The 17,130-nt window shown below is 45.3% G+C and carries 17 protein-coding genes; 4 read left to right on the top strand and 13 right to left on the bottom strand.

Features of this window, described 5'->3' with window-relative positions; translation table 11 throughout:
- The 6 genes from flaG to NST20_RS03675 form a co-directional block, all read right to left on the bottom strand.
- On the bottom strand, positions 1–369 hold the full coding sequence (gene flaG, locus NST20_RS03700) for a flagellar protein FlaG (protein WP_017551657.1): 369 nt from the start codon (positions 367–369) through the stop codon (positions 1–3).
- A gap of 719 nt (positions 370–1,088) precedes the next feature.
- Positions 1,089–1,670: a DNA-3-methyladenine glycosylase gene (locus tag NST20_RS03695; protein ID WP_342400404.1), complete on the bottom strand. Its 582-nt coding sequence runs from the start codon at positions 1,668–1,670 to the stop codon at positions 1,089–1,091.
- Between the two features lie 401 nt (positions 1,671–2,071).
- Positions 2,072–2,395 (bottom strand): hypothetical protein, encoded by a 324-nt coding sequence (locus NST20_RS03690; protein ID WP_342400099.1) that lies wholly within the window; start codon positions 2,393–2,395, stop codon positions 2,072–2,074.
- 284 nt (positions 2,396–2,679) lie between these two features.
- Positions 2,680–5,100, bottom strand: coding sequence for an ATP-binding protein (locus NST20_RS03685; RefSeq protein ID WP_342400098.1), 2,421 nt, complete (start codon positions 5,098–5,100; stop codon positions 2,680–2,682).
- 377 nt (positions 5,101–5,477) lie between these two features.
- Entirely contained in the window at positions 5,478–6,746 is a 1,269-nt protein-coding gene (locus tag NST20_RS03680; protein ID WP_342400097.1) for an amino acid permease, read from the bottom strand.
- On the bottom strand, positions 6,683–6,889 hold the full coding sequence (locus NST20_RS03675; protein WP_328229570.1) for a hypothetical protein: 207 nt from the start codon (positions 6,887–6,889) through the stop codon (positions 6,683–6,685). Before NST20_RS03675 ends, NST20_RS03680 begins: the two co-directional genes overlap by 64 nt.
- Positions 6,890–7,408: 519 nt before the next feature.
- Here NST20_RS03675 and NST20_RS03670 point away from each other — a divergent pair.
- From NST20_RS03670 to NST20_RS03655, 4 genes are all read left to right on the top strand, one after another.
- The gene (locus NST20_RS03670) at positions 7,409–8,686 is read left to right on the top strand and encodes an MFS transporter (RefSeq protein WP_342400096.1); all 1,278 of its coding nucleotides are present in this window, start codon (positions 7,409–7,411) and stop codon (positions 8,684–8,686) included.
- Entirely contained in the window at positions 8,670–9,446 is a 777-nt protein-coding gene (locus NST20_RS03665) for a sugar phosphate isomerase/epimerase family protein (protein ID WP_017551644.1), read from the top strand. Before NST20_RS03670 ends, NST20_RS03665 begins: the two co-directional genes overlap by 17 nt.
- Before the next feature lie 95 nt (positions 9,447–9,541).
- Positions 9,542–10,369, top strand: coding sequence for an HAD-IIA family hydrolase (locus NST20_RS03660; protein WP_017551643.1), 828 nt, complete (start codon positions 9,542–9,544; stop codon positions 10,367–10,369).
- Positions 10,362–11,060: an MgtC/SapB family protein gene (locus tag NST20_RS03655; protein ID WP_017551642.1), complete on the top strand. Its 699-nt coding sequence runs from the start codon at positions 10,362–10,364 to the stop codon at positions 11,058–11,060. Before NST20_RS03660 ends, NST20_RS03655 begins: the two co-directional genes overlap by 8 nt.
- A gap of 41 nt (positions 11,061–11,101) precedes the next feature.
- Here NST20_RS03655 and NST20_RS03650 read toward each other — a convergent pair whose 3' ends face one another.
- The 7 genes from NST20_RS03650 to flgL form a co-directional block, all read right to left on the bottom strand.
- A complete protein-coding gene (locus tag NST20_RS03650) occupies positions 11,102–11,665 on the bottom strand; it encodes a glycerol-3-phosphate responsive antiterminator (protein ID WP_342400095.1) in 564 nt (187 codons plus the stop codon).
- A gap of 441 nt (positions 11,666–12,106) precedes the next feature.
- On the bottom strand, positions 12,107–13,351 hold the full coding sequence (locus NST20_RS03645) for a flagellin (RefSeq protein ID WP_017551640.1): 1,245 nt from the start codon (positions 13,349–13,351) through the stop codon (positions 12,107–12,109).
- Positions 13,352–13,633: 282 nt separating this feature from the next.
- Positions 13,634–14,839, bottom strand: a complete 1,206-nt coding sequence (locus NST20_RS03640) for an SEC-C metal-binding domain-containing protein (protein ID WP_052042106.1) — start codon at positions 14,837–14,839, stop codon at positions 13,634–13,636.
- A gap of 146 nt (positions 14,840–14,985) precedes the next feature.
- The gene (locus tag NST20_RS03635) at positions 14,986–15,324 is read right to left on the bottom strand and encodes a nucleotidyltransferase domain-containing protein (RefSeq protein ID WP_043052582.1); all 339 of its coding nucleotides are present in this window, start codon (positions 15,322–15,324) and stop codon (positions 14,986–14,988) included.
- On the bottom strand, positions 15,317–15,571 hold the full coding sequence (csrA, locus tag NST20_RS03630) for a carbon storage regulator CsrA (RefSeq protein WP_342400094.1): 255 nt from the start codon (positions 15,569–15,571) through the stop codon (positions 15,317–15,319). The genes NST20_RS03635 and csrA overlap by 8 nt, the downstream gene beginning before the upstream one ends.
- 4 nt (positions 15,572–15,575) lie before the next feature.
- Positions 15,576–16,025 (bottom strand): flagellar assembly protein FliW, encoded by a 450-nt coding sequence (gene fliW / locus NST20_RS03625; protein WP_061564847.1) that lies wholly within the window; start codon positions 16,023–16,025, stop codon positions 15,576–15,578.
- 206 nt (positions 16,026–16,231) lie between these two features.
- Positions 16,232–17,125, bottom strand: coding sequence for a flagellar hook-associated protein FlgL (gene flgL / locus NST20_RS03620; protein ID WP_342400093.1), 894 nt, complete (start codon positions 17,123–17,125; stop codon positions 16,232–16,234).
- Between the last annotated feature and the right edge of the window lie 5 nt (positions 17,126–17,130).

Genomic DNA, 17,130 nt, shown 5'->3' with positions numbered 1-17,130 from the left:
TTATACCTTTTCATCGGCCAGAATCCCGACATGGTGCAGCATATCGGCATACGTATCCAAAATCCTTTTCGGCGGAATTTCTTTAATCACCTGGTCCGTCTTGTCGTCGACAATCGTAACATAATATTCTTTCAGCTGGTCATGAAATTGAAATTTTAAATGGGTGGATGATCCGGACAAGAAATGGTTCAGCTGGTCCACCGCTTTTTTCACTTTTTCTTTCGTTTCTTCATTGGCGGGAAGGCTTTGTTCCCTGTTTTCTTTTGTCACAATTGGCCTGGCCTGATCCGCCTCGGTTGCCTTTTGTGCCTGCGGTGTGCTGTTTGCAAGAGGCGGATGCGCAGCCTGCCACTGCGTCGCTCCAATCATAGCAAGTATCTCCTTATTTTCCGGCGTGTCCCGCCCCTTGTTTCATGGCGGAACAAAACCGCTTTTTTGTCTACTATTTGTATCGGATATTTCCAGCCGTTTTTAACATCCGCCGCTTTAAAATTTCACGTTGGCGAATGCCTTACTTGAGCCGCACGGGGGATGCAGCGCAAATTTTTGGGATAAAAGGCAGATACCCATACAGACACCGGTTTTTTCACATATGCTTTATCGTACAAAAAATAATGGGGTTGAGGAGGAAAAAACTTTGAATACAGATTATCAGGGAGTTCCTTATTATGAAACATTTCACCAAGAAGATGTAAGATTGCGGCCGTGGGGTTTCCGGCCATGGGGTTTCCGGCCATGGGGTTTCCGGCCATGGGGATTCAGACCGTGGGGATTCGGTTTCGGCCCGTTCCTTGGAGGGTTTGCAGGCGGCCTAGCAACATCGGCATTGCTCGGACCGGCTTTTTACGGCGGATACGGCTTCCCGTACGGCTACGGGTTTTTCTGGTAGACTGGCGAAAGAGGCCGGCTTATCCCAATTTTGCCGGCCTCCATTAAAAAATAGAAAAACGGATCATTTGCTCGTTTGGATAAGCGATGATCGTAGGACCCAGGGGATGAGAAAAATCCGCTTTCATAAAATCGTTCGGCACCGGCTACATGCCGGTGTTTTTTCTCTTCGGCACTTTCTTCACGCACCACCCTACCGTTTACGCCCGCCTCGATACATAACGGTTTTCTTTTATCCAGAACCGGTACGGGTAATGTTTGGCTTCATCGGTGTTGTCGATCCCGATGCGCGGGCCGGTTTCGATTTGTTCCGGTTCGTATCCTTCCGCAATAAAGAGCGGGCGTTCGTAAAATACGCGCCCGTAGTCTTCCATTGTAATGCCGAGCGCTTTCGCCAATTTCCCCGGACCGTTTGTAAGCTGCTTTGCTTCCTTGACTTTCCGACGGGCAAACATCAGCTCCGTTCCCATAAAAGGTTCCAAGGCGCGGATCAGGATGGCTTCCGGAGTACCTTCCCGGCCGCTGACGACATTCACGAGGCAATGGGTATGCATTTGGTATGTATACACGTGACCCGGGCCATGGTACATGATTTCCGTTCTTTTCGTCCGCCGGTTTCCATAACTGTGCGCGGCCCTGTCCGATGCACCCATGTATGCTTCCGTTTCGACAATAAAACCGGCCGCCGTTCCTTCTTCCGTCTCTTTGACGAGCAGGCAACCGAGAAGGGCACGCGCCAGCTCCAGCGTATCTTGTTTAAAAAAAGCCGCCGGCAAAGGCATAAGCGGGGCTTTTCTCACATGAATGCCTCCTTTCTATATGGGGCGCTACTTTCCGTACATTAATGATACCCGGCAAAGGGCACTTTAACTCCTTTCTCCATATCATATGGTATCCGGCCAAAAGCATCTTTCCGTGCAATAAAGGATCTTTCACGCGCTTAAACATGCGGCAGCGGTTTCGCCGAGCACAAACGAAAACCGGAGTGAACCCTCTTCCCATGCAATGAACGATTGATATCCCGAACGCTTCGAAAACCCCTTCTTCCCATCCATGCAGAAGCCGGAGATAAAAACAGCTTTCCATCCGGCAATGGTTCCTTCGTATTTTTAAACATGCCTTGCACGATAACGGTTACGTTACAGCAGTTACCGGAGCCGGGGAAAAGGCAGCCATCTCCAGTTTAGTTATAACGATTGATATCCCTTTTTCCGCTTTGTTCCAGGCGCACGACTAATGCTGTCAAAATGTATTTCACATAAGCCAGCACGCTCGAACGGCGCTCGCGGATGATGTTAAGCTGGTGGATAAAATCGAGTATACTTTTCCTGCTCATATTGCGGACAAGCAAATCGATTGCTTGCTCGATTGTCAATTCCCGGTGCCTGTCTTTGCTTGTCTGCACTTCAATCGATTCAAACGAATGCATGAAAGAGTGGAGAATTCCTCTGATTTGATTCTCACTCAACGGAATTTTTTTTAAATCTTCACTTGATGTTTTGCTCAATTTCAAACTCAAATCCTTTCTACACGACTATGCAGATGCCGGGCTGCACGCTCTGTATCTTTTTTTGCATTGCCACAGCAGCGCCCCCCCCTTCCCCCTTTATGCAATACGGATTTGAAACGATTAAAAACGGGATGATGAAAATTTTTCACATTTGCCTGTTTTATTATTATAACCGCAAAAGAAGGAACCATTATAGAGCGTAAAACGGAAATGATCCTTTCAGACTAGTTCTTGTCGAAAAATTATAATAAAGGCGGGCTCTCTTTGCCCGCCAGATTACATTATTGTTTCGTTTCTTTTACAGATTCATACATTTTTTGAAAACGGGCTTCCACTTTTGCAAAAATGGTGCCGTCCGGGAAGCGGCCGCCGGAAGTGCGTTCTGCTCCCGCGCTTTCGCCGGTTAAAATTTCAATCCCTTCCGAAATATGGCGAACGGCCCATATGTGGAATTGGCCGGCTTTCACGGCATCCACGACTTCATCATGCAGCATCAAATTGCAAACATTTTGCTGCGGAATAATGACGCCCTGGCGCCCTGTCAGCCCGCGATCTTTGCAAATGGCGAAAAAGCCTTCTATTTTTTCATTTACACCGCCGATCGGTTGAATCTCGCCCCACTGGTTCACTGAACCGGTAACGGCAATGCCCTGTTTGATCGGTACTCCGGCAAGCGATGAAAGAAGCACATACAATTCGGTACTGGAAGCGCTGTCCCCATCAATAAGCGAATACGTCTGTTCAAATGTGATGCTTGCCGAAAGCGGGATCGGCTTGTTTTTTGCAAACATGCCGGATAAAAATCCGGTTAAAATGAGCAGCCCTTTGTTATGAATCTGTCCGCTTAAAGAGGTTTCCCGTTCAATGTTCATAATGCCGCTTTTCCCGACAAACGTTTGCGCCGTAATTTTTGTCGGAATGCCGAATGTCGCATCCCTTGTCCCCATCACAGCCAGGCCGTTAATTTGGCCTACCCGTTCGCCGTCCGTATCCACCATAATCGTCCCGTTATGGATCATTTCGCGGTATTGTTCGGAAATATGGTTCGTCCGGTTTGCCTGCTCTTCCAGCGCTTTGCGGATATGATGGCTGTCTACGCAGGCGCTTCCTTCTTTTTTCGCCCAGTAACCTGATTCGACGAGAATTTTTGTCAGGTCCTGGAAGCGCGCTGTCAGTTTCTCCTGTTCTCCGGCAAGGCGCGCACTGTGGTCAATGACTTTCGCAACGGCGCGCCGGTGGAACGGGAGAAGGTTTTTCCGATCTGCATAATTTTTGATAAAATAAGCCATTTTCCTGCGGTTTTCCGCATCCCGCTTCATCACCGTGTCAAACTCGACTTTCACTTTAAACAGCTTATGGAAATCTTCATCCACGCTTGATAACAAATCGTATAAATAGTAAGACCCGATAATGATCACTTTGATATTGAGCGGGACAGGCTCAGGCTTAAGGCCGCTCGTCGGGAAAGCGCCTCTTTCAGCAAACGGGTCTTCAATCTGGATTTTCCCCGTTTGCAACGCGCGTTTTAAAAGGGTCCATGCATACGGCTGCGACAGCAGTTCGGCAGCCTGCAAAATTAAATAGCCCCCGTTCGCCATATGGATTGCGCCCGGTTTAACGAGCGTGAAATTGGTCGTCCAGCTGCCGAACGCGCCGCGGTACTCGATTTTCCCGAATAAGTTTTGGTATGTCGGGTTCGTTTCATAGATGACAGGCGCGCCCTGGCCGTTTTTATGGCTGACAAGGAGATTGACGGCATAGCGCTGGAGCTGCTGCTCTTTGCTGCCGGTCAGCGCCTGGACGACGGCGTTTCCTTCTTCCTGGTCGGTTAAAAACAGCGAAAAATGCTCGACAACATCATGGTTGTATTCTTCGAGATAGCGGAGGACTTTTGGAAAATCTCGGTAAGCTTCTTTTAGCGGCTGGAACAGGCCTTCAATGGTAAAAGCAGCTGTCTCTTTATGAAAACGGTCGAGATTTTTCCGGAGCTGTTCTTCAATTTTCCGGATCTGGTACACCGTTTCATTGATTTTTTCCTCAAGCTGTTTTTCCCGTTCTTTCAATTTTTCTTTGTTGGCATCGGAAAGCCGCTCGTATTCTTCTTTTTCCATCGGCCGGCCGAAAAAAAGCGGAATGGTTTGAATGCCGGCCGGGGTCCGCTCCAATTTAAAATTCAGCCCGGACGCGAACATTTCCGTTTCTCTCCAAAGTGCCTCGACCTGGTTTTGCGACGCGTCAATGATATTCCGCTTCTTCTTTTCCGTTTCTTCATTTGAAAAAGTGGCGCGGAGTTCCCGTTCAATATCAATCAAAAGGGTTTCCATCTTGCGCTGAAAACGGAGGCCGCTTCCAGCCGGCAAATTGATGACAAGCGGCCGGTCCGGATTTTCAAAATTGTTGACATAGCACCAGTCATCCGGCACCGGCTGTTCGGATGCGAGCTTTTCGACACTATGTTGCGTATACGTCATTCTGCCCGTCCCGGACGGCCCGACGACGAATAAATTGTAACCGGACTGCTCGACAGACAAACCGAAATCCATCGCCTGTTCCGCCCGCTGTTGCCCGATCATTTCATTCGGCAGCGTTTCTAAATCATCTGTCGTTTCAAACGGAAACTCGTCCGGGTTGCATTCCGAACGTAAGGATGAGACAGGCACACGGTGTACGGATAAAACTGTTTCATATTCTTCCTGATTCATTGCAATCCCTCCCAATATAGGCAATGCTCTTCCTGTAGCATTTCGACATTTTTTTCGGAATTCCTGCAAAATGGCGGCATGTCAAAAAGTGAACATTTTTAAAACGGAATCTGTTGTGTTCATTTTTCTCCGGCATTTCACCAGGTGACAGGAAAAATCTGTTTTTTCCCAAAGCAGGAACATCCTGAAAAAGATTTTTTGGCATTCTATGGCAGCACATCCAGAGCGAAAATTTGCAGAGGGAAAACGCGCAAACATTGCGAAGAACCCGGGCATTTCGCGGCAGGAAAAACGCAGAGCAGCCGCAATCTTCCAGGACCAAATATCGAAACACGAAAAACTGCTCCGGTTCGATCCGGAGCAGTTCACTTCAGAGCTTAGTAATCTTTTACAGGCGTTTTCCTGAGTGGCGTGTTCTCCGCGCGCACTTTCGGGGCGACTACGATTTGGTAGTATACAAGCAGAAAGACGAGCCAGAGAACACCGGCGAAAACGGATATGCGGGTTAACGGTGAAATGGCAATCGCGATAAAAGCCAAAAGAAGCATGGCCAGCCCGGCAATCGGCAAAACCGGCCAGAACGGCATTTTGTAATGAAAACTTGCGCCTTTGTCTTTGGATGCGGCCCGGTTCACAAGTTCCAGCACGAGGATCAGTGCCCAGATAAAAATAGCCGAAAAGGCGGAAGCGCTTGTGATCCAAACATAGACAGTATCCGGCGCAAGATACGTCATGATGGTTCCAACCGACATGGCCACAGCAGTTGCAAACACGCCGGCGTACGGAATCCGCTGTTTGTTGAGTCTGTTGAGGGAACGCGGGAGCAATCCTTCATTCGCCATACTGTAAAGTTGCCGGCTGCCGCCGTAAACGCCGGTATTGCACGATGAGAGCCCGGAGAAAATAATGATCAGGTTCATCAGCGCCGCCGCAACCGGAATGCCGACTTGCGAGAAAAGAAGAACATACGGGCTGCCGTCATGCCCCGCAAGTTGCGTCCACGGATACGCGCACAACATGATCAAAATGGATCCGATATAGAAAAAGGAAATCCGGTATGTAACACTTCTGAATGCTTTCGGCATCGACTGGCGCGGGTTGTCCGATTCGCCTGCTTCCACGGCGAGCGTTTCAATGCCGGCGTATCCCTGAATCACAATCGCAACCGCCTGGAAAACGCCGAACCACCCGGCCGGGAAAAACCCGCCGTGCGCCCAAAGATTCGAAAAGCCAACGATTTTTCCACCATTAAATAAACCGGTAAAAATCATCAGCGCGCCGAAAACCATAAAGGCGAGAATCGCAAAGACTTTTAAAATCGCAAACACAAACTCAATCTCGCCAAAAATTTTTACAGCCAGTAAATTAGAAACTGTGAATAAAATGAGTGCCAAAAATCCTGGAATCCAGGCCGGAAAATGCGGAAACCAGAACTGGACCAGCTTTCCGATCGCGGCAAGCTCCGACATCACAGTCGCCACCCATAAAAACCACCACATGCCGCCTGAAACAAAGCCCATCCGCTCGCCGAACAAATCATGCGCATACTTGCTGAATGATCCGGCCACCGGTTTTTCAACCGTCATTTCCCCGAGCGCCCGCATGACAATGGCGACAACCAGGCCGGCCGCAATATACGCCGCCAAAACGCCCGTCCCGCCATCTTCACTGCCTGCGAAGCGCCGTAAAACAGACCGACGCCGATGACGCCCCCTAATGCCAAAAACTGAATATGCCGGTTTTTCAGCGACCGGCTTAAATGATTGCCCTGTTTTCTGTCATTCTCCATCCTTCCAACTCCATTCGCTTTTTTTGTCTGCATACCCTTTGCCCAACCGTTTAAACAAAACCGGCGGATGTTTCAGCTTCCAATCCTCGGGGTATACTAACGACAAAAAGGGAGTGAAACCATGTCCGATAAACAGTTGAAGAACGAAGAAGAAAATGAAAAGAAGAAAACGAAGAAGCTGGCTGACAAAACACTGACGGACGGGACAATGGATAGAAAGGAAAAGAAGGAGGAGTAAAATCTGAACTGATAAAAAATTTTGTTTTTTGTATTGACAGCCTAGCCTAAATCTTGTATAAATAATTTAACAACAAAAAACGTATAATCTCTATGGCTGGAGACGATGAGAAGCCATAGCCAAAAACATGACAAATGTTTTTTTTTGGCTATGGCTTTTATTTTTCGGCAGGATTATACGGAAAAGAAAGGGAGAGAAAAATGAGTTTTGAGCATTTAGACTCGCCATAGTTAAAGCGCTTCCAAAGGAAAGTCACACTTTTGTCTGCCGGCGGTACTTTTTTGGATGGCTTTGATTTAACGGTAATTGCTGTTGCCATGCCGCTGATCCTTGATCACTGGGAATTCGGGCCGGGCATGCAGGGACTGATTACTTCCTCAGCTGTCATTGGCTCTTTTATCGGAGCAATCTGGCTGGGGAATTTAACAGATAAGTATGGACGGAAAGCCATGTACGTGGTTGATTTGTTGGCATTTGTCGTTTTTGCGACACTTACGGCGTTTGCCCTGGCACCTTGGCAACTGGCCCTCTTCAGATTTTTACTTGGCATAGGGATCGGGGCAGACTATCCGATTTCCGCTACGCTTGTATCCGAATTCAGTGCGACGCAAAGCCGGGGAAGGCACAGTACATCACTCGGCGCCATGTGGTTTGTCGGAGCGGTTGTTGCCTATCTGGTTGGCATACTGCTTGTCCCGCTCGGCGAAAATGCGTGGCGTTACATGTTACTTACTGGCGCCATTTTTGCTCTCATTGTCTTCTTTTTCCGTGTAACGCTTCCGGAATCACCACGATGGCTTACTGCAAGGGGGCGTGAAAAAGAAGCAGAAGAAATTATGCTGAAAATTACCGGACAGAAAGTCAAAATTCAGCCAAATATGAAGCCAAAACAAAAGATTAGCAGCCTTTTCACGAAAGGACTTTTCCGTCGCACTTTCTTTGTTTGCGGATTCTGGTTTTGCTATGCCGTTGCCTATTACGGAATTTCCATGTATACACCGACCATTCTAAAACCATTTACTCACGGATCGCAAATGATGGTATATATTGGTTCCGGAACGGTTAGTTTGTTGGGCTTAATCGGAGCAATTATCGGGATGAATTTGGTTGAAAGAATTGGCAGAAGGCCGTTGATCATTACTTCTTTTACCGGCTTATCCATTGCATTAATCATTTTAGCACTGAACCCTTCTCCGACAATGGCTTTTCTTGTCATCTTATTCAGTTTTGCCGTACTATTTGCCAACATGGGTGGCGGCATTCTTAATTTTGTATATCCAACTGAGTTATTTCCAACCGGCATTCGTGCAAGCGCTTCCGGATTGGCAACTGCCGTCAGCCGGATTGGTTCAATCATGGGCATTTTGGTATTCCCAAACCTTGTTGTGGCATGGGGTAACAGCAAAGCCCTCTGGTTTTTTGCCGCCGCCGGATTGCTGGGACTTCTTATCTCGGCTATTTTAGCACCGGAAACAAAAGGGAAAAACCTCGAACTTATTAATCAGGAATTTGATGAAAAAAATGCTGAAGCAGGAGGTAAAAATGGAAACTTGGCTTAGTATATGGTCAATCGGGCAGGAGAGCACGCTGGATGATTTTAAAATACTTCAAAAGGCCGGCTTTGACGGCGTTGAAATTTGGGCAGAGCATTTACGGGCAAAAGAAACCTTTGAATATGCCCGGCAAACTGGCTTAAGAACGAGCATTCATCTTCCATTCCATGATTTGAACATTGCCACGCCGGACACGATTATCTATGAAAGGGCGTTTCATGTATTAAATGAATGGATGGATATTTTAGCGGGATACGGAGGCAGCCATGCCGTTTTGCACGGTGGCTATGCCTGGTCCTCTGAAGAACGTGATGAAACGCTGTGTCGTGTTCAAAGCCGGCTCATGAAATTAAATGAAGCGGCACAAAAGCGGGGGATCGTGTTGTTGCTTGAAAATCTAATCCCTGACCGGTTAAATTACTGCCACCATGTTGCTTCTAGCTTAGAAGAATGGACCGGCCTGCTTCAAGCCTGTAATTTGAAGGCATGCCTGGACACGGGACACCTGGCGATCATGGGAAATGAACTGGAAGAGACTGTAAAACAGCTTGGTGAATTGTTGGGAGAGATACATGTATCAGAAAATGACGGAAAAGCGGATTTGCATTTGCTGCCGGGGGAAGGGAACCATTATACAGAAAAACTGATTGATATTTTGACAAAGTATCAGTTTACAGGGCCGGTTGTATTCGAAATTAATCCTTATCAATATACTCTAAAAAATATAGCAGATAATATGGCAAAGTTTAGAGAAAAGCAAAAATAACACGGGCAGAGACTTTAGAAACCCCCAGCTGGTAGTAAACCTTTTTCAAGGTTTATTAAACTGGGGGATTTTTCTTTTACTGGGAGGGAAAGCAATTGAAAAAGGGATTTATTTTTGATTTGGACGGAACCATTTATCTCGACAATCAATTAATAAAAGGGAGTGCGGAAACGATTGACTTCTTGCAGAATCGGGGACACCATGTTGTTTTTTTTACCAATAAATCTATTGCCACCAGAACTGATTACGTAAAAAAATTGAACCATTTGGGGATCCGTACCTCACTTGAAGACATTATCAATTCAAACTATGTGACTGCAAGATTTTTAAAGCAAAAAATGAATCCATCAGAGCTTGCCTATGTGATCGGAGAAAAAGCTTTGTATGATGAATTAGAAAAAGAAGGAATTTTAATTACAGAAGATGCTAATCTCGCAAACTATATTGTGCTGGGGTGGGATCGCCAGTTTACTTATGAAAAACTGAAGCAGGCATATATGGCATGGCGAAACAATCATGCTTTGATCATTGCCACCAATCCTGACCGTACATGCCCTACTGCAGAAGGACCGGTTCCGGATTGTGGTGCATTAATTGGAGCATTTGAAGGCGTGAGCGGCATCAAGATTGACCATATTATGGGAAAGCCCTCGAGGTTTGCTACAGATCTTATTGTCAACCATATATTAAAGCTGAAGCCGGAACAATGCTATATTGTCGGTGACCGCCTCGAAACTGACATTCATATGGGAAATGTGTATGGCTTACATACCATTTTGGTTTTAACAGGGATCAGCACGCAACAAACGATCAAAACAACAGGGATACAACCGGAGTACATTCTTGAAAGTGTAAAAGAAATTATGCAAATGTCCGAGATTACGGACTGTAAAGCAGAAAGACGAGGTGCTTTGCATGATTGAATTTTTTCAGTTTGACAGCGAAATGCTCCTAAAACTCGTCATGTCTTCCATACTTGGATTGGCAATCGGGCTTGAACGGGAAATAAAAAGAAAACCACTCGGATTAAAAACAAGTCTTGTGATTTCAATTGTCAGCTGTTTATTGACAATTGTTTCCATCCAGTCTGCTTATTCGTTTCCGCAATCCGATTTTGTCCGTATTCAAATGGATCCTTTAAGGCTCGCTGCCCAGATTGTTTCCGGAATCGGATTTCTTGGGGCGGGCGTAATATTACGGAAAGAAGATGATACCATTTCCGGTTTAACAACGGCTGCCATGGTTTGGGGGGCAGCCGGTATTGGAATTGCCACCGGTTCAGGCTTTTATATGGAAGCAATTGCAGGGGGCGTACTGCTCATCATTAGCGTGGAGATCATTCCGGGATTGATGAAAAAAATTGGTTTTGAAAAGCTGTACGCAAAAGAGATTTCTCTCAATCTTATCTTACAGGACAGCCGTGATATCCAAAAAGTCATTCGCTCCTTAGAAAAACAAGATATGAAAATCATCCAAACCCATATTAAAGATCTGGAACATGCAGCATACCAGCTTGAATTGAAAATAAAAGTCAGAGAAAAAACAAGCATTGCTTATATTTATAGTGAAATCATTCAAATGAATGAAATCAAGCGTTCGGAAATCAGCGGATAAAAAAAGAAACGGCACAAAAGGCCGTTTCTTTTTTTATCAAATTAAATATCAAAATTCCAAAGTGAAGAATCCCCTGTTGAAATCGCCAGTGCGCCTGCCTCTAATCCTTGCAAAATATCCTCTTTTGATTCAATTAAACCACCGGCAATAATCGGAAATTTTACCTTTCTTGTCAGCTGGTCGATAATGTTTGGCATCAGACCGGGAAGCACTTCAATGGCATCAGGACTACAGGTTTTACTCGTGTCAATTCCCTTCTGGACAGCGGATTTATCAATGAGAAAGATGCGCTGAATGGTCATCAGTTTTTCATCTTTTGCATATTTAATTAAAGAATGTTTGGTGGTGATAATTCCGGTTGGCTTCCATTTTTGAGCGATAAATTTGACAGCACTCCTTGCATTGGACAACCCTTCAATAAAGTCCATATGTATAAAAATATGCTTTCCGGCCTTTCTTAACTGTTCAAGATAATCTGACGAATTCAGCAAATCCCCTGTTAAGAGAAACACAATATTAGCACGGCTCAAAGCTGCTTTTTCAATATCTTCTTCTTTCTTCACTGAAGCAATGACCTGCGATTGAACAAGATCAACAATATTCAAAATAATTACCCCCTTTTTATAATCATGCTATATGTACTTATTCCTTTAACCTTGCTGGAATTCCTTCATAAAAAACTCTCCTCAGCCGTCAATAGAAAGAATTGGCAAATACTTCTTACCCCGATTGTGTTCATGGTTTAACGATTTGGGGTGATTTCCATTCGTTATTTTAGCAAATGGCAAAGTGTCTTTTTCCCGTAGCCATTAAAAAAAGGAAAGCATATTTGCCCCAATGCTTTCCTCTTATTTCTATTTTTTCTTCTGGACTGTACTTATCTTTTATACGTGAGATCTTTACCGGTGTAAACAGGTTTTTTCACTTCAATCCAGCAGATGCCGGAAAAACGCCATACGCTTATCAAGAAGTATCATGAAGGGAATCAAATATACACAAAAATATAAAGGAGACCCCGGAAAAGGCCTCCTTTGTGAAATATAAAATTAACGCAACAATTGCAATACTTGCTGTGGTTGTTGATTGGCTTGAGCCAGCATAGCTTGAGCAGCCTGGGCAAGGATCGATTGCTTTGTTTGTTCAGACATTTCTTTCGCCATGTCAACGTCACGAATACGCGATTCAGCAGAAGTCAGGTTTTCTGACGAAGTTGTCAGGTTGTTAACTGTATGGTCTAAACGGTTTTCAAAAGCACCAAGTTTGCCTCTTTCAGCCGATACTTTTTGAATAGCATTGTCAATGACTTTAATCGCTGCATTTGCCTGTGTCTGCGTCGACACTTGCAATCCGCTGACACCTAAGGCTTGGGCACGCATATCATTGATGTCTACTTGTAAATTTTGTCCTCCGTTTGCCCCAATTAAGAAAGTTGCAGAACCGTCGGAACGGACATCTGCTGCTGCTTGCGTTTCTTTAAAAGAAGAAAGGGCGTTGGTTGCAGCTGTTCTGACATTCCCATTTTGGTCTTGGACGGTAATCGTGATGCCTTCAATCGCATCAGCCGTTCCTGCTGCAGCAGCTGCTAATTTCAGAGAGCCGTCTGTGTTAGCAGTAAGTGTTCCCCCTAAATTCGTTCCAATATCCGATAATTTAGTATCAGCTGCCACAGTTACACTATTTGTTGTTGTCGTTCCATTTTTGACATAAGTGACAGTGACTTTGTCCCCAGCCGTAATGCCTAGTGAATTGCCGTCCTTATCTGTAAGATCGGTAAGCAAAGTATCTGTTGTTGCAGCCGCATTCCCATTTCCTTTATCCTTAAAAATGCCGCTTGTATTTTCATTTGCCACAGCAGTCGTAACAGCTTTACCCATTGAACCGTCTAACAGATTTTTTGTGTTAAACTGGGTTGTATTGCCAATCCGGTCAATTTCGCTTTCCAACTGTGACATTTCACTTTGAATGTTTTGCCGGTCATCATCCGTATTTGTATCGTTAGATGATTGTACCGCTAATTCCCGCATACGTTGTAAAATATCATGCGTTTCATTCAGTGCGCCTTCAGCCGTTTGGAGCAAGGAAGTGGCATCCTGCGAATTTTTTGTTGCCTGGTCGAGGCCACGAATTTGCGAACGCATTTTTTCGGAAATGGCAAGGCCTGCTGCATCATCAGCAGCACCGTTGATACGAAGCCCCGAAGACAGTTTTTGCATTGCTTTCGATTGTGCGTTTGTCGCAGCATTTAAGTGGTTCAACGTGTTTAACGCTGCAATGTTGTGATTGATAATCATCTGTTTTTCCTCCTTGAATGTTGTGCACCCACATCCTTGTGGGCGAAATTTATCAACGGGGTTCGAGGTCGGCCGCCCTGTTCCCCCGCTCACTTTATATATCGGATAGCAGGACTTTTGATTTAATAGTTTTGCTGAATTTTTTTCTTTTCTTTCCTGTGGAGGTGGTGTGGGGGGACTGGGGGGAGAGCTGATGTATTGTGGTTATCCGGTGTTTGCAGTAACAGGCACCAAAACAGCAAAATTTCTTTTACTGTTTTGGTGCCTGTTACTGGTTATACCCTACCTCCCACAGCACTTCTTATATTTCTTCCCACTGCCACAGGGACATGGATCGTTTCGGCCGATTTTTCTGGTTGTTACAGGTTTGTTGTTTTCTTTTTTCAACGGGAGGGGATGCAGCGCCTCTTTTTCCTCCTTAAATATTTCGCTTGGCATATAGCCCTTTAAAATCCATTGTCTTGTATGATTATTTAATTGAATTAAAATGTTCATCATCGCTTCTGCAGTTTTGAAGTCGGCGATTTCAACCTGGGTTTGCATGAATTCAAGAAGATTGTTTGTTGATTCGCCCACTTTGATGGCAAAGATACATTCCATGATGATTTGGTCGGTTTCTTTACGGGTAATCCGATAATTGTCAAGAAGGAAGCGCCTGAATGATTTGGTGATTTTATTTTCCGAAACATAGTCAGGTGCGCCTGCTTGGAGTAACTGTGCTTTCGTAAAAGGATAGTAATCCAGGTCTTTTCTGCTGTCCTGCTCTTCTTTAATTTTAAAAGGATCAAATACACGTTGATGTATCAGGCCCTGATATTCCAAGCAAACCACTTTATAAAAATCGTCAGCCTGCCTCATCACGTTGAAAAACTCGATTGGACGAACCGGCTTTTTTGTATATTGTTCGATTTTTTCCAGCATGGTTTGGGAATTCAACACACCATAATAATACAGCATGCCTTGTGTGAGGCGAATCCATTCGGTGTTCCTTTTTAGAATGGATCTCACTTTCATGTCACCTTCTAGTGAAGACAGCGGCTCGATTAAATCTGCCGGCAGAGCGAGTACTTTTTCTCCCTTGTACGTCCCCGTGAAGATAAACCCAAGTGATTGTAAAAACTTGATTTGATAGGTTTCCATGGCAGGAGCAAATATAAAGCCCCCATTGTGGATCATGTTTTGAATCAAGCGAAATAAATGCTCATCTAATTGGCAGAGAATGATTTTCATGAGTATCGGAATATGTTCTTCTAGTACAGCCGTTAAATCCGCTTTTTTTAAGCTGCTTGCATTGCGGATGTTCAACCGTTTTCTGATTTCGTGTAACTCATCTTTTGTATATCGCAAAAGCCCGGCATGCAATGAGAAAGGAAGGGAAATCTCAGACCAAATTTTTTTTGCTTCCTTCTCCCTCATTTTTTCCGTCTCATCATGAATGGTTTCTAATGCTTGCAATAATATTTGTTCATCCGTACGATTATGTTTCAAAGTCGTCACCTCTATCATAACTGTATTATAAATCGATCCCGGGATCAAACACCAAGTGAAAAAGGACTGGCACCGCGTTAAGAATTTAAAAGTGGTGTCAGTCCTTTTTTGAGATGTCTGTAAAAAATGGAATGATGTGATGAAGTTTATGGACTTTCTATAAAATTGTCTTTTTCCATCTCATTCGGGATATCGTCATCCTGATACAAAAGCTTGCCATTTTTTAAGATTTCACTTTTCAATTGTTGAGAGGCATCTTCAAACTTAATGATGTCTAAGGAAAGTAAAGTATCCAGCTCGTCTTCCAAGTCCAAAGCAAACAATACCCATTCTTCTTTTGACATTTCCGGCGCCACAATGGCTAAATCAATATCAGACCGGTCTGTGTTATCTCCGACCGCTCTCGAGCCGAAAAGGATAATTTTCTTTACCTTTTCTGTTGAAAGGCCGATTTGAACGAGCTGGTTTTGAATTTTTTTATCCATCATTCTTCTTCTCGCTCCCACTGTCTTTCTTGGATTGGGCAAGCAGGTGGAGCAGGCCTTCGATATTTTTTGCGGCGTTCGCGTTTTCTTTCTGTATCTCCAAATACACTTCTTTCCGGTGAATTTCAACATGTTTCGGGGCGTTGATGCCGATTTTGACCTGGTCGCCATGGATCGCGGCGATGGTGATTTCAATGTCATCGCCGATTTGGATCGACTCGCCTTTTTTCCGCGATAAAATCAGCATCTCCTCACCCCTTTTCCTTGTCCGGCCCGTCCGCAAAGAGCGGATGCCTTGTGTGGTAATGCCGGTCGTTTAAAATCAGTTGTTTCCCCTTATGGTTCTTTTCGTTCATAATAAGCGGCGCCTGCAAATTGGCTGTTGTTTCCGAAAACGGATCACGGACCGTCAAAATGGCATAAACCCGCACATCTTCCTCTTTTTCAATCGACAGCTGTTCAAGCGTGGCATCGTCAATGTTAAATGCATAATCCCGGAAAAACAAAAACGGGCTTGTGACGACAAAAGCGACATAGGGGGACGCCGTTGACTGAAGGACCATATAAATACCGTCGTCCAAAAGCGGCAGCAACACAAAGGATTTCTCATCCGGAAATCCCGGAATCCCGCCTTCAAAAAGCCATATATCTGCATCCTCTATTTCCACTTTGCCGTGGTATTTTGTTTGAAGCTTCATCATGTTTAGCGAGGGGTCCCCGGCTTTTGCTGCCGGGGAAAACCGCCTTCTCTCCTTTCGATGGTCATATTGTTTTGCGCTTTCTAAAAATCTTGCAGCGCCAGCATTTTCCTGCTCCTAACCGTCGTTCCGGTCCTGCCCCGTCCGGTTTGAAATTTATAAAGATAAAAAAACGGCACCACCCGGCAAAGCAGGTTGGTGTCCCCGTATTATTTCAAAAAGTCGAGCAATGTCGGCTGGATCACTTGTGCGCCGACTTTTAACGCAGCAATATAGGCGCCGGATGCAACGGAAAAGTCCGTGTACGCCTTGTCGACATCCACATCTTCGTTGCCGGCCATGATCTTCGTTGCCGTTATTTCCTGCTGGGTGACGCGGTCTTTCATCAAATCAAGGCGGTTTCTCCGCGCCCCGGCCTGCGACAGTTCGCTCAGCACGTTGTCAATATGGCCGTCAATTTTGTCCAAATAGCTGCCAAAGCCGCTTGCCGATGTGCCGGATTTTAAATCGCTGATTAAATGGTTCAAGTCTTTAAACAGATCATCGGAAAAAGCATTTGCTCCGTTCGCATTGACTTGCAGATAAATGCCATTTGACAGTTCGATTTTTACCGGATTGGTGTTCATGCCGAGGCTGGTTGAGCCGTCAAACGTGCTGATATCGCCACTGATCGGTTTCTCCTTCGTACTTGTGCCGTTAAAAATATATTTGTCCTTGACTTTCGTGTTGGCAATATTGACAAGCTGGTCGCGGAGCTGTTCCACTTCATCGGCGATCGACTGCCGGTCAGTCGGAGTCTTCGTGTCCGTTGCCCCTTCCACTGTCAGTTCCCGGACCCGCTGCAGCACCTGGTTGGCTTCATCAAGGGCGTCATTTGTCGATTCAATCCAGGTGCTGGCTTCCGCGAAGTTGTCTTCGTATTGTTTCACCTGGGCGACGGTTCTCCGGTAGGAAATGCCTTTCATCGCGGACAGCGGATCATCCGAGAGTTTGTTGATCTTTTTGCCGGAAGAAAGCTGTTCCTGGTATTTTGCGAGTTTACTGTAGCTTGTGTTTAAATTGTTCAAAAAATTATTAGCGAGCATCGACTGGGTTATACGCATCGTTT

It is taken from the genome of Weizmannia sp. FSL W8-0676 (assembly GCF_038593015.1).
Classification (GTDB): Bacteria; Bacillota; Bacilli; order Bacillales; family Bacillaceae_C; genus Weizmannia; species Weizmannia coagulans.
This window is presented reverse-complemented; position numbering and strand designations above follow the sequence as displayed.